Source organism: Bacillus sp. TH22 (assembly GCF_016651015.1).
In the GTDB taxonomy this organism is placed as follows: Bacteria; Bacillota; Bacilli; order Bacillales; family Bacillaceae_G; genus Bacillus_A; species Bacillus_A mycoides.
Genome location: NZ_JAEKER010000001.1, coordinates 1,819,836 through 1,833,222, shown reverse-complemented (window position 1 = coordinate 1,833,222; position 13,387 = coordinate 1,819,836). Strand labels below are relative to the sequence as shown.

Sequence of the window (13,387 nt, the reverse complement as noted above, 5' to 3'; positions counted from 1 at the left end):
GGGAAGTTTAGTGGAATTTCCATCAAAAAAAGATGTATGGTTATATCCGATTTTTTTCGTTGGCATTGGAGCGTGTTTTGCTCCCATATTTGCAGGGAGAGAATATTTTCTTTTATTTTTTACAATTCCTTTAGCCATACTATTTATTTGGAGTTGGTTTTCAACAAAATATATTGTTGGGGAAGAAACAATTACTATTAGATCGGGTTTCGTTAAAAAGTGCATATTTATACGAGATATAAAACAAATTTCGAGCACGAAAAATCCGTTAGCCGCCTATGCACTATCATTCGATCGATTAGAAATTGTTTACGGATCATATGAAACAGAACTTATTTCTCCAAGAAATAAAGAAGAATTTATTTTGTTGTTAAAAAGAAAAAAACCTGGGATTGAAATAAAGTAAGAGAGTGGATTCATATCTACTCTCTTTATGTCACTTTGGATTTGTCATATAAGGTTGTACGTGAACGATACATAAGTCGCGGAATTTTCCTTCAGCAGTTGTGACAATTACGACTGCTCTTCCTGCACTTTTTCCAGTAATCGTTACTGTCTCACCTTTCGGATAGATGGTGATGACGTCGGAGTTCATATTTGTCCAAATAAGCTCTTGATTCTTTGCCTGCATTGGCAAAACGGAGGCTGATAAATCGGCACTTTGTCCGGTTTTTATTTTAAGCTTATTTTTCTGTATATGAATACCAATTACAGATATAACAGAAGGAGCAATTGAAATTTTGGATGGATTAGGTTGTATGTTTAAAAGAGAAGTAGAAGTGTTTGTGATAGGTGAAAATTTTCTTATATGTTGTTGCTGTAAAGATGCTAACATTGTGGAGTCCCCTTTCTGTATAGGTGTCGATACTAATAATATAAAGGAAGAATGTTATAGTAAATTTAACGAAACATAAAGAAATTGTTAAATTCGAGAAGAATATTGTCGAAATGCGGTTAAAAGAAAGCTCTGCTGTTATCGTAACAGCAGAGCTTTCTTTTTATAGATTATGACTATGTTGTTTTTCAAAATTCTCAAATTGCTCTTCAACTTCTTTTGAAGGCTTAGTTAGTAAACTAACAATTATGATCACTATTAAACTAATAGCGAAACCAGGAATCATTTCATATAAGAAATCTTTTAGGAACTTAAACTGTGTCCAAATAATTACTGTGGCTGCACCTGAAATCATACCAGCAAGCGCGCCCCATTTTGTCATACGTTTCCAATATAAGCTTAATAAAATGGCTGGTCCAAATGAAGAACCAAATCCAGCCCAAGCATATCCAACAAGAGCTAAAATCGTATCATTTTGTTTAAGCGCTAATGCACATCCAATTAAAGCGATACCAAGAACAGCCATACGACCGACAAATACAAGTTCTTTATCAGAAGCAGAACGCTTAAAGAATGTACGATATAAGTCTTCTGTTACTGCACTTGAGGTAACGAGCAACTGAGAAGAGATTGTGCTCATAATAGCTGCTAAAATAGCGGCTAATAAAAATCCAGTAATAAGTGGATGGAATAAAATTTTTCCAAGTTCAAGGAAAATTGTCTCTGGGTTAGATAATGTCAAACCTTGTTGTGAATAGTAAGCAATACCGATAAGACCAGTAAACATAGCTCCGACAACAGAGAAAATCATCCAGCTCATACCAATTCTTCGCGCGCTTTTAATTTCTTTTACAGACGAAATTGCCATAAAGCGTACGATGATATGAGGTTGTCCAACATAACCAAGGCCCCATGCGAATAAAGAAATCATTCCTAAAGTAGAGGCACCTTTAAAAATATCTAGACGTGTTGGATCTACAGATCGAATTGTATCAAATGCAGGTCCAAGTCCGTTTGTATTCATAATTGTTACGATAGGAACAAGAATAAGGGCAACTACCATAATGATTCCTTGCACGAAGTCTGTCCAACTTACTGCTAAGAAACCACCAAATAATGTGTAAGCTACAACAACGCCTGCTACAATGAGTAATCCAACATGATAGTTCATACCAAATGAATTTTCAAATAATACAGCGCCTGAAACTAATCCTGAAGCTACATAGAAAGTAAAGAAAATCATAATAACAAGTCCGGATACTAAGCGTAGCATGTGAGATTTGTCGTGGAAACGGTGTTCCAAAAATTCTGGAATAGTAATAGAGTTGTTTGCAATTTCAGAGTAGGTACGTAAGCGAGGAGCGACATAAAGCCAGTTTGCGTATGCGCCTAGTGTTAGGCCGATCGCAATCCAACTACTACTTAATCCAACGCTAAACATTGCACCGGGTAATCCCATTAAAAGCCAACCACTCATATCAGATGCTCCAGCACTTAATGCTGTTACTGCGGGGCCTAGTGTACGCCCGCCAAGCATATAATCTGTTAAGTTGGACGTTCGTTTGTAGGCGAAATAGCCGATTACTAACATCCCGAGCATGTAAATAGAGATAGAAGTTAAAGTTAACATCTGCGTACTCATGTAGTTCCCCTTCCTTTTGTCATGTCTTTTGATGCATTTTGCATATTTATAATCTATCATGATTATTCTGAAAAATCCATATACAAATATGAATTTTCAGAAATGTAAGCGTTTTTTGACATCGTTTTACTTTTTAAATATATAAATTTCAGACGAAAAAACCTTAATTTTAATAGAGTATTTATTATATTTACATAAAAACACGTTGTTTTGTCAATATAATATTGAAAGAAGGGAGAAATAATTTTTTTTGAAAAAGTATTGACTTGTGAAAAAAGTTAGGTCTATAATGAGTGCAACTTAAAAAAATGCAAGCGTTGATGAAGAAGAGTACACATGATGAACATGTCAGAGAGCTGATGGTTGGTGCGAATCAGTATGGGATTGATGTGGAATGGGCTTCGGAGCTTCCAAACCGAAACGAAAGAAGTAGGCTTTGGCGACATGATCTCATCGATACAAGAGACACGTATTATTTTTTGATACGGCAAAGTGCGTTACATTCGTAACGAATTAAGGTGGCACCACGGGAGTACCCGTCCTTTCTATAGGATGAGTACTCCCTTTTTGTGTACAAAAAATTAAATATGTTAAATCGTTTAAGTAAGAAGAGTACGTATATTGGAGACGTTTCAGAGAGCCGGGGACAGGTGGGAGCCCGGTGCGGTGCCATATACGGAATGGGCTTACGAGAGGTATGCTGAACAATTATTTTCAGTAGGCAACCCGGGTTCCGCCGTTACAAGGATAAGGTATATATTTTGTACCTGAATAAAGTGGGATGCTTTTGCGTCCAACCTGAGGTGGTACCACGGTAAATTTATCGTCCTCTACATATTTCGATATGTAGGGGACTTTTTTATTTTTCAGAGTGAGGTGAAAGGCATGATGACAAAAGAGGAATTTATGAAGCAAAAAGAACAAAGAAATACATTTTTAGTAATTGCTGAAGAAGAAGGAGATAGCATTACGCCAATTTCTTTATATAGACGTATGAAGGGAAAGAAAAAGTTTTTATTAGAAAGTTCGCAGCTTCATCAAGATAAAGGGCGCTATTCTTACTTAGGGTGTAATCCTTATGGAGAAGTGAAAAGCGTTGGTATAGAAGTAGAGCGAATGATGTATGGGAAAAAAGAAAAGCTGCAGGGTAACGTACTGCAAATGCTAGAAGAGGTAATCGCACCAGCGCAAGTAGACAGTCCATTTCCGTTTTGCGGGGGAGCAGTTGGATATATTGGCTATGACGTCATTCGGCAGTATGAAAACATTGGAGCAGATTTACACGATCCATTAAATATTCCAGAAGTACACCTTTTACTATATCGTGAGTTTACCGTTTACGATCATTTACGCCAAAAGTTGTCATTGGTATATGTATGCAGGGAAGACGATTCAGCTTCTTATGAAGAAGTATACGAAAGATTGCAAGTATACAAAGAGGAAGTGCTAAAGGGAGAAGAAGCAGAAGTAACTGAAATAAGATCAACATTATCATTCACTTCTTCTATAACAGAAAAAGAATTTTGCACGATGGTAGAAACAGCGAAAGAATACATTCGGGCCGGAGATATTTTCCAAGTTGTATTATCCCAGCGTTTGCAAAGTGAATGTATTGGAGATCCATTTGCATTATACCGGAAACTTCGAATTGCAAATCCATCACCATATATGTTCTATATCGATTTTCAAGATTATGTTGTACTTGGCTCTTCGCCGGAAAGTTTGTTATCAGTAAGAGAGGATAAAGTGATGACAAACCCAATTGCTGGTACGAGGCCGAGAGGGAAAACGAAGCAGGAAGATGAGGAAATCGAAAAAGAACTGTTAGGAAATGAGAAAGAGCGAGCAGAGCATATGATGCTTGTGGACCTAGGACGAAATGATATTGGCAGAGTAAGTGAAATTGGCTCTGTGACGATAGATAAATATATGAAAGTAGAAAAATACTCTCACGTTATGCACATTGTATCTGAAGTTTACGGAACATTGCGAAAACAAACGAGTGGATTTGATGCATTAGCGTATTGTTTACCAGCTGGTACAGTATCAGGTGCTCCGAAAATAAGGGCGATGGAAATTATTAATACGTTAGAGCATGAAAAAAGAAATGTATATGCCGGAGCAGTTGGATATATTTCATTCTCAGGAAACCTTGATATGGCGCTAGCAATTCGAACGATGGTTGTAAAAGACGAGAAAGCGTACGTTCAGGCAGGAGCGGGTATCGTCTACGATTCAGACCCGGTTGCTGAATATGAAGAAACATTAAATAAAGCGAGAGCGCTTTTGGAGGTTATGAAATGATTGTACTTATCGATAATTATGATTCGTTCACATATAACTTGTATCAACTATTAGGCGAGTACGAGAAAGAAATTGTTGTCGTAAGAAATGATCAAATAACAATTGAACAATTAGAGGAGATGAAGCCGAAAGGAATTGTGCTCTCACCAGGACCTGGGAAACCAGAAGATGCTGGAATTTGTATCGATGTTATTCGTCATTTTTATAAGAACGTTCCCATCTTAGGAATTTGCCTTGGCCATCAAGCAATCATATCCGCATTTGGAGGAGAAATTGTTAGAGCAGAGCGCATTAAACACGGAAAAACATCGCGTGTGAAACATAACGGAACGTCAATCTTTTCGTACGTTACGCAGCCGCTAACAGCAATGCGTTACCATTCACTCGTCGCAGTGCAAAATAGTTTGCCGCAGTGTTTTGACATACTTGCGACAGCGATGGATGACGGAGAAATCATGGCAGTTCGTCACAACTATTATCCGCTCTTCGGATTACAGTTTCACCCAGAATCAATTGCAACAGAAGAAGGCGGAAAGTTAATACGTGCCTTTTTAGCAGAAGTGAAAGAGGAGGAGAGAGTATGAACAGTTATCTTCGAAAATTAGTAGAGGGACAACATTTAACAGAAGAAGAAATGTATGAAGCGGGACTTCTTTTATTAAGTGACAACATATTGGAAAGTGAAGTTGCAGCTTTCTTAGTATTGCTGAAAGCGAAAGGCGAAACAGCAGAAGAAATATACGGTCTCGTTCGTGCTCTTCGCGAAAAGGCATTACCGTTTTCAAATCATATAAAAGGCGCGATGGACAATTGCGGAACGGGTGGTGACGGTGCGCAAACATTCAATATTAGTACAACATCGGCATTTGTACTTGCCGGAGCTGGTGTAAAGGTTGCGAAACATGGAAACCGCGCTGTTTCTAGTAAAACAGGAAGTGCTGATTTATTAGAAGAACTCGGTGTAAACATAAGCTGTACGCCGGGTGAGATTGACTATTTATTAGAGAATGTAGGTATTGCCTTCTTATTCGCACCAGCGATGCATCCAGCATTAAGACGCATTATGAAAATAAGAAAAGAATTAAACGTTCCGACGATTTTTAACTTAATTGGACCGTTGACGAATCCGGTTAATTTAGAAACACAATTTGTCGGTATTTATAAGCGAGATATGTTATTGCCAGTAGCGGAAGTATTGCAGAAACTTGGCAGAAAACAAGCGCTCGTCGTAAACGGAAGTGGCTTTTTAGATGAAGCATCATTACAGGGAGAAAATCATGTCGTCGTTTTAAAAGATAATGAAATAGTAGAAATGAGTATTGATCCAGAAAAGTATGGTTTTTCAAGAGTGAAAAATGAAGAAATTAGAGGTGGGAATTCAAAAGAAAATGCAAAGATTACGCTCGGAGTATTAAGCGGAGAAAAGAGTGTCTATCGCGATACTGTTTTATTAAATGCAGGTCTAGCCCTTTTCGCAAATGGAAGAGCAGAAACGATTGAAGAAGGAATTACACTAGCAACGCACAGCATTGACTCTGGAAAAGCATTAGCCAAACTAAACTTATTAATTGCAGCAAGCCATGAAAATTTAGAAAGGGTGAATTAAAATGGGGACGATTCTAGACAAAATTGTAGAGCAAAAAAAAGTAGAAGTTGCGGAGTTATATGAAACATATTCACCAGTGAAAGAAAAAAGGAAAACACACTCACTTGTAAAAGCTTTAGAGCAGTTTACTGTAATAGCAGAGGTAAAGCGAGCGTCTCCATCAAAAGGCGATATTAATTTACACGTTGATGTGCCAAAACAAGTGAAAACATATGAAGAATGCGGTGCTGGAGCAGTTTCGGTTTTAACAGACGGTCAATTTTTTAAAGGGTCGTTTCACGACTTACAAACGGCAAGAGCAGAAAGTAACATTCCGCTTTTATGTAAAGATTTTATAATCGATAAAATCCAAATTGATAGAGCGTATGAAGCAGGAGCAGATCTTATTTTATTAATTGTTGCAGCATTGTCAAAAGAGAAATTAAACGAGCTTTATAACTACGTGCTAGAAAAAGGATTAGAAGCGATTGTTGAAGTTCATGATGAACAGGAATTAGAAATTGCAATCCGATTAAATCCGCACGTTATCGGTATTAACAACCGTAATTTAAAAACATTTGAAGTAGATTTAAGCCAAACTGAAAAGCTCGGAAAACGACTGAATGAGGAAAACCTACTTTGGATTAGTGAAAGCGGAATTCATTCAAAAGAAGATATTATTCGCGTCAAACGTGCTGGTGCAAAAGGTGTATTAGTTGGAGAAGCACTTATGACATCATCTTCTATAAGTAACTTTTTCGAAGACTGTAAGGTGAACATATGAAAGTGAAAATTTGCGGCATCACTGATGTTGAAACAGCAAAACATGCTTGCGAATACGGAGCAGATGCAATTGGATTTGTTTTTGCAGAAAGTAAGCGGAAAATCACCCCAGGGCTAGCGAAAGAAATTATTGGGGAAATTCCAGTCCACGTTTTCAAGGTAGGTGTTTTCGTAAATGAATCAGTAGAAGTGATCCAGAAAATTGCAGAGGAGTGCGGGTTAACGCATGTGCAACTACATGGGGATGAAGACAATCATCAAATTAGGAGATTGAATATTCCGTCTATAAAAGCGGTAGGAGTAGCTTTAGAGAAAGATATTGAATGTGCGAAAAAATATGATACAGATTATCTGTTATTTGATAGCCCGAAAGAAAAGTTCTACGGAGGAAACGGAAAGACATTCTCATGGGAGTTACTCGCACATATGCCAAATGAGTTGCGAGAGAAAACGATATTAGCTGGCGGATTAAACATCCTTAATATAGAAGAAGCAATTCGAACCGTTCAGCCGTATATGATCGATGTGAGCAGCGGAGTAGAGACAGAAGGAAAGAAAGATATAGAGAAAATAAAACAATTTATTAAAAAAGCGAAGGAGTGTTCAAAATGAACTACGCATATCCAGATGAAAAAGGTCATTACGGTATATACGGAGGACGATACGTTCCAGAAACGTTAATGCAATCCGTATTAGAATTAGAAGAAGCATATAAAGAAGCGATGCAAGATGAAGCGTTTCAAAAGGAATTAGATCATTATTTACAAACGTATGTTGGAAGAGAAACACCGCTTTATTTCGCTGAAAATATGACGAAGTATTGCGGCGGAGCAAAAATCTATTTGAAACGTGAAGATTTGAACCATACGGGAGCTCATAAAATTAACAATACAATCGGTCAGGCACTTCTTGCGGTAAGAATGGGTAAGAAGAAAGTTGTCGCTGAAACAGGAGCAGGACAACACGGAGTTGCAACAGCTACTGTATGTGCACTTTTCGGTTTAGAATGCGTCATCTTCATGGGAGAAGAAGATGTGAGACGACAAAAATTAAACGTGTTTCGAATGGAATTACTCGGAGCAAAAGTAGAAAGCGTTGCGGCAGGTAGCGGCACGTTAAAAGATGCGGTGAACGAGGCGCTTCGTTACTGGGTTTCACATGTACACGATACGCACTACATTATGGGATCAGTTCTCGGGCCACATCCATTCCCGCAAATTGTTCGTGATTTCCAAAGTGTAATTGGGAAAGAAACGAAAAAGCAATACGAAGCGTTAGAAGGAAAATTACCAGAAGCAGTCGTTGCTTGTATTGGTGGTGGTAGTAATGCAATGGGAATGTTTTATCCGTTCGTACACGATGAAGAAGTTGCTCTTTACGGTGTTGAAGCAGCTGGAAAAGGTGTTCACACAGAAAAGCACGCAGCCACTTTAACGAAAGGAAGTGTCGGTGTTTTACACGGATCGATGATGTACCTTCTGCAAAATGAAGAAGGGCAAATTCAAGAAGCGCACTCTATTTCGGCAGGGCTGGATTACCCAGGTGTTGGGCCAGAACATAGCTTGCTAAAAGATATTGGCCGCGTTTCTTATCATTCCATTACAGATGAAGAAGCGTTAGAAGCATTTCAATTATTAACGAAAAAAGAAGGGATTATCCCGGCATTAGAAAGTTCACATGCTGTTGCATACGCTTTAAAACTAGCGCCGCAAATGAAGAAAGACGAAGGACTTGTCATTTGTTTATCAGGCCGCGGTGATAAAGATGTAGAGAGTATAAAACGTTATATGGAAGAGGTGTAAAAAATGGGAGTAGAAAAAATTATAGCAGCATTTGAAAATGGCAAGAAAGCATTTATTCCGTATGTAATGGGCGGAGATGGTGGACTTGAAAAGTTAAAAGAAAGAATTCGTTTTCTTGATGAAGCAGGAGCAAGCATCGTTGAAATTGGTATTCCGTTCTCAGATCCAGTCGCAGACGGTCCAACTATTCAAAGGGCAGGAAAAAGAGCATTAGATAGCGGTGTAACATTGAAAGGTATTTTTCAAGCATTAATAGAGGTGAGGCAAGAAGTTCAAATTCCATTTGTACTCATGACATATTTAAATCCAGTACTCGCATTCGGAAAGGAACGTTTCATTGAGAGCTGTCTTGAAGCAGGGGTGGATGGTATTATCGTTCCAGACTTACCGTATGAAGAACAAGACATTATTGCACCGCTCCTTCGCGTGGCGAATATCGCTTTAATTCCACTCGTTACCGTAACGAGCCCTATTGAACGAATTGAAAAAATTACGAGTGAATCACAAGGATTCGTCTACGCCGTTACAGTAGCGGGCGTAACGGGAGTACGTCAAAACTTTAAAGATGAGATTCATAGTTACTTAGAAAAAGTAAAAGCACACGTCCACTTACCAGTAGTCGCAGGATTCGGTATTTCAACACGAGAGCAAATTGAAGAAATGATTACAATATGTGATGGAGTAGTCGTTGGAAGTAAAGTCATTGAGCTGTTAGAAAATGAAAAGCGAGAAGAAATTTGTGAGTTAATACATGCAGTAAAAGAAACAGAAGAGGCTTAAGTCTCTTCTGTTTCTTTTGTGTAATAAATGTTAAAATATACAGAAAATACTTATAACTTAGAGGGTGAGAAGGCATGCTAAGACGTAAACTATTATATCTTCTTTTAACTGTACCATTATACGCTTGGCTCATTAGCATGACGAAAATAGAGTTGATGGCTCTGTTTTTAGGATATGTATTCATCTTTTCCCAATTAAATCGAATACAAGAGCAATCTATTTTAGAAGTATGTATATTTTCGGTTAGTATAGAACTATTTAGTATCGTTTCGATTGTATTATTAAGTGAATTATTCCAATGGATCCATTCATTTGAATTAATAAAACTTGGGAATATTGTATTGCAAGTAATATGTGCTTATATTGTGTTTGTTGTACTAGAAAAAATGATTGGACAGCAGACGGTTTTTCAGGATAAAAGAAAATGGGAGTGATTAAAAAAGGAGCCAAGCGGCTCCTTTTTTAAATCTGTTATAAAAATAATTGAAAATCATAACATCTGTTATATAATAGTTAAAAATTGCAATTTTTACGAAAAGAGATGATAGCATGGCCATATTGTTGGCACTTATCCCGATTATGATGATTTTTATTTGTTTGTTTTTGTTTAAACAAACGTCATTAAGAGCCTCATTAATCTCTTATGCCGTTTCTGTCGGAATCGTTTTACTCTCGCCAACGTTTCAATTAGAGATAAGTGAAACTGTACACGCAACAATTAAAGGGTGGTTAATTTGTTTTATTGTCGGATACGTTTTATTTTTCGGTATTTTTTTATTTCACCTCATGAACAAAATGGGATACATCGATCAAGTAGCACGATTTCTAGAACAAGTCACGCGCGATCGATTATTGCAAATGCTTCTTATGTGTTTTGGTATTTGTCCACTTATTGAATCAGTGAGTGGATTCGGAATTGGTTTTATGGTCGCAGCACCTATTTTTCTTTCGCTCGGTTATAAACCGTTTCAAGCTGTGCTACTATCGTTTATCGGTTTACTTGCAAGTTCATGGGGCGCGATGGCAACGGGTACGATTATCGGTTCTCAGCTTATTAACATGCCGCTCACAACTCTTGGTACAAATACAGCATTATTAAGCATCCCGATTTTCGCATATTTTATCTTCCTTTCTTTATACGTTGTCGGTGGCTGGCAGGCAGTTATAGAAAAGTGGAAGGAAGGAGTAGGATTCTTTCTATTATTTTCTCTCGGAATCTATCTTTCTAACGCATACGTAAGTGTTGAACTAGCAGGTATATTAAGTTCTATTGTTACAATTACATTTGGCTTTCTTATCATTAAATTAAAAGGGAAAAGTGAGCAAAATCTTATAACAGAACATGCGGCGGCAATGGAGAGGGAAGTATCTATTATAAAAATTATTAGCCCTTATATATTCTTAACAGTTTGTATTTTACTTTCTCGCCTCGTTCCAGCATTACATGATTTTCTTAGGTCATATGCAGTTCTCGATTTAAAATCATACTCTTACAAACTAGAGTTACTATATTCGCCAGGGTTTTGGCTCGCCATGACTTGTTTATTTACAATTATTTTCTTCCGCATTCCATCTAATATTATTAAACAATCACTCTCGCAAACGATAAGACAATGGATTCCATTCGCAATTACAACGACGATGTTCATCGCCATTTCAGAACTAATGGGCGCATCTGGTATGCATTCATTACTCGCAAAAACAGCTGGTGAAACATTTGGGACATTTTTCGTTTTCGTTGCACCATTCATCGGCGGTATCGGCGGTTTTTTAACAGGTAGTAACGCAGGATCAAATGCGATGTTTATTAAACTCCAAATGCAAACAGCGCAAAACGTAGCACTCCCGTGGCAATATGTCACAACACTGCAAAACACCGCGTCATCAGTAGCGACAATCGCTTGTCCATCACGGATTACACTAGGCGCGTATTTATGTAATATCCCTTATCGTGAAAATGAACTATTAAAGAAGACGACGTTAATGATTTTTGGTGCAGTGTTGCTTGTAGTGGTGGAGGTTATTGTTTGGTATATGTTGATAAAGTGAAACTTTAATTAGTGGGGAGTGTTTTTCATCTCCACTAATTATTAGCCTCACCAATCGGGCTTTTACGGGCAGTTAGGCTCCAGTTAGATTTTTTGGTGGGAATCTTACTGCCCGTTAATGCGGGGGAAAATAAGAAATTCTCCTGGGAAAGGAGGATTTTCTTTTTATATGGATAATGCCTAAAGTATGAAAAGCTTCTACTAAATGAATAGGAGATGAAAGAGATGCCCTTAAAAAACTACGGTGTATTAAAAGGTACAGTTGTACAATCTAAGATTGGAAAAGGGAAAATACCTCATTATCAAGTTCATTTACAAGGCGAAGCAGGAGTTAATTATCGCATTGCAATTAACGTGAAATCGCAAAGCTATCCGTCGGAAGTTTTATATTTTGCGAGTAACAATATTCGATCAGAGGCGATTCATATTTTACCGACATTACCGTTCGGTTTTACGGAAGTGAAAAACAATGAGCCGAAAGTAGCTTTAGATTATGTAAGAGGTAATTTATTTGATTCAAAGCAAATGATTCCTTTGCCAGCTGAAAAAACGGGATCTGATAATGATTTAAATGAAAAGATAGAACGTTATATAAAACGAGCAATAGATGAGAAAGCAATTATTTATGCGTTTGGTGAAAGGTGGGGACCAGAAGAAAAGGTTCCGGATTCGTATTTCCACTTTACACCTGGAAACGGTATACACGATATTCATATGAATCAAGGGAATGTAGAGAAATGGCAAGGTGATGATGGCAAATGGCAAGACGGTGGGATATTGATTCACTTTGAGAAGAAGGAAGAGTGGATTGGTATTTTTCTTGCCTTTCAGTCACAGTCATGGTGTACGGATGAAGAAGGGCATGCTCGTGTTCCGGTTGAGCATTGTGATTATAAGAGGGAGAAGTGATTAGGAGAGCTAGTTCTAAATGGACTAGCTCTTCTCATTGTATACAAGATATATAGTGATGAAATTTTGTTTGTAATATTAAAAAATGGTGATAGGGTTATTGATTTTTATTCGTATTAGAAAGTAGGTACCCAATTAGCAGGACAAGGAGGTCTACCTTTGAAGATAACGGAAGAAAATGTTGTGCAACAAATTAAAAAGCGTAATGAGAAAAGCGTTATGTTTATTATTCAAACATACGGCGGTTTACTAAGCGTGATTATTAAAAGATATGTACAGAGTAATCAGCAAGATTATGAAGAATGCTTAGATGATGTATTATTAGCCATTTGGTTTCATATCGATTCATTTGATTCAAGTAAAAATACGTTTAAACAATGGATAGCAGCCATTGCTAAATATCGGGCAATTGATTATCAGCGGAAAAATGCGAGAAATCAGCAACAAACTGTCTGTGCGGAGATCAATGACCGTCTTTATCAAGAACAAAGAAAATCAAAGGATTTCTTAGACGTACAGGAATTGCTTAGTGAGTTGTCAGCAACAGAGCGGAACATTTTTGAAAAGTATTATTTAGAAGGTGTACCGTCTCGTGAAATTGCTTCCCATCTTAACGTGAAAGAATCATGGATTCATAACAAACTGTCACGCGGACGAAAAAAGCTCAAACAGATTTTTATTTTTAAAAATGGAGTGTGA

The 13,387-nt window shown here is 37.5% G+C and carries 14 protein-coding genes and 2 other annotated features; of the genes, 12 read left to right on the top strand and 2 right to left on the bottom strand.

Translation table 11 applies throughout. The annotated features are described in order from the left end of the window. The first annotated feature begins 10 nt into the window (after positions 1 to 10). A complete protein-coding gene (locus tag JFU18_RS09265) occupies positions 11 to 406 on the top strand; it encodes a PH domain-containing protein (RefSeq protein WP_002030490.1) in 396 nt (131 codons plus the stop codon). A 30-nt stretch (positions 407 to 436) separates the two neighbouring features. Here the strand turns inward: JFU18_RS09265 and JFU18_RS09260 are convergent, their stop codons facing one another. Beyond that, a complete protein-coding gene (locus JFU18_RS09260; protein WP_016101541.1) occupies positions 437 to 835 on the bottom strand; it encodes an Ig-like domain-containing protein in 399 nt (132 codons plus the stop codon). 163 nt (positions 836 to 998) lie between these two features. Continuing rightward, a complete protein-coding gene (putP, locus tag JFU18_RS09255) occupies positions 999 to 2,477 on the bottom strand; it encodes a sodium/proline symporter PutP (RefSeq protein WP_137058715.1) in 1,479 nt (492 codons plus the stop codon). 308 nt (positions 2,478 to 2,785) lie between these two features. Then, positions 2,786 to 3,024 (top strand) — a binding site (T-box leader). Positions 3,025 to 3,066: 42 nt separating this feature from the next. Beyond that, positions 3,067 to 3,311 (top strand) — a binding site (T-box leader). Between the two features lie 51 nt (positions 3,312 to 3,362). Between putP and trpE the strand changes: the two genes are divergently transcribed. From trpE to JFU18_RS09200, 11 genes are all read left to right on the top strand, one after another. Then, the gene (gene trpE, locus JFU18_RS09250; RefSeq protein WP_201032693.1) at positions 3,363 to 4,781 is read left to right on the top strand and encodes an anthranilate synthase component I; all 1,419 of its coding nucleotides are present in this window, start codon (positions 3,363 to 3,365) and stop codon (positions 4,779 to 4,781) included. After that, entirely contained in the window at positions 4,778 to 5,365 is a 588-nt protein-coding gene (locus tag JFU18_RS09245) for an anthranilate synthase component II (RefSeq protein ID WP_002086924.1), read from the top strand. Before trpE ends, JFU18_RS09245 begins: the two co-directional genes overlap by 4 nt. Then, positions 5,362 to 6,387: an anthranilate phosphoribosyltransferase gene (gene trpD, locus JFU18_RS09240; RefSeq protein WP_085309791.1), complete on the top strand. Its 1,026-nt coding sequence runs from the start codon at positions 5,362 to 5,364 to the stop codon at positions 6,385 to 6,387. Before JFU18_RS09245 ends, trpD begins: the two co-directional genes overlap by 4 nt. A gap of 1 nt (position 6,388) precedes the next feature. Continuing rightward, positions 6,389 to 7,150, top strand: a complete 762-nt coding sequence (gene trpC / locus JFU18_RS09235) for an indole-3-glycerol phosphate synthase TrpC (protein ID WP_002011417.1) — start codon at positions 6,389 to 6,391, stop codon at positions 7,148 to 7,150. Further along, on the top strand, positions 7,147 to 7,761 hold the full coding sequence (locus JFU18_RS09230) for a phosphoribosylanthranilate isomerase (RefSeq protein ID WP_201034868.1): 615 nt from the start codon (positions 7,147 to 7,149) through the stop codon (positions 7,759 to 7,761). The genes trpC and JFU18_RS09230 overlap by 4 nt, the downstream gene beginning before the upstream one ends. Further along, positions 7,758 to 8,951, top strand: a complete 1,194-nt coding sequence (gene trpB / locus JFU18_RS09225; RefSeq protein WP_002086917.1) for a tryptophan synthase subunit beta — start codon at positions 7,758 to 7,760, stop codon at positions 8,949 to 8,951. Before JFU18_RS09230 ends, trpB begins: the two co-directional genes overlap by 4 nt. Before the next feature lie 3 nt (positions 8,952 to 8,954). Next, the gene (gene trpA / locus JFU18_RS09220) at positions 8,955 to 9,731 is read left to right on the top strand and encodes a tryptophan synthase subunit alpha (RefSeq protein ID WP_016094533.1); all 777 of its coding nucleotides are present in this window, start codon (positions 8,955 to 8,957) and stop codon (positions 9,729 to 9,731) included. A 74-nt stretch (positions 9,732 to 9,805) separates the two neighbouring features. After that, positions 9,806 to 10,165 carry a DUF4029 domain-containing protein gene (locus JFU18_RS09215; RefSeq protein ID WP_016094532.1) on the top strand — a complete coding sequence of 120 codons (360 nt, stop codon included), beginning with the start codon at positions 9,806 to 9,808 and terminating at the stop codon, positions 10,163 to 10,165. Positions 10,166 to 10,280: 115 nt separating this feature from the next. Beyond that, positions 10,281 to 11,780 carry an L-lactate permease gene (locus JFU18_RS09210; protein ID WP_201034869.1) on the top strand — a complete coding sequence of 500 codons (1,500 nt, stop codon included), beginning with the start codon at positions 10,281 to 10,283 and terminating at the stop codon, positions 11,778 to 11,780. 224 nt (positions 11,781 to 12,004) lie between these two features. Beyond that, positions 12,005 to 12,688: a DUF2278 family protein gene (locus JFU18_RS09205; protein ID WP_201034870.1), complete on the top strand. Its 684-nt coding sequence runs from the start codon at positions 12,005 to 12,007 to the stop codon at positions 12,686 to 12,688. Positions 12,689 to 12,847: 159 nt separating this feature from the next. Further along, positions 12,848 to 13,387, top strand: a complete 540-nt coding sequence (locus JFU18_RS09200) for a sigma-70 family RNA polymerase sigma factor (RefSeq protein WP_201034871.1) — start codon at positions 12,848 to 12,850, stop codon at positions 13,385 to 13,387.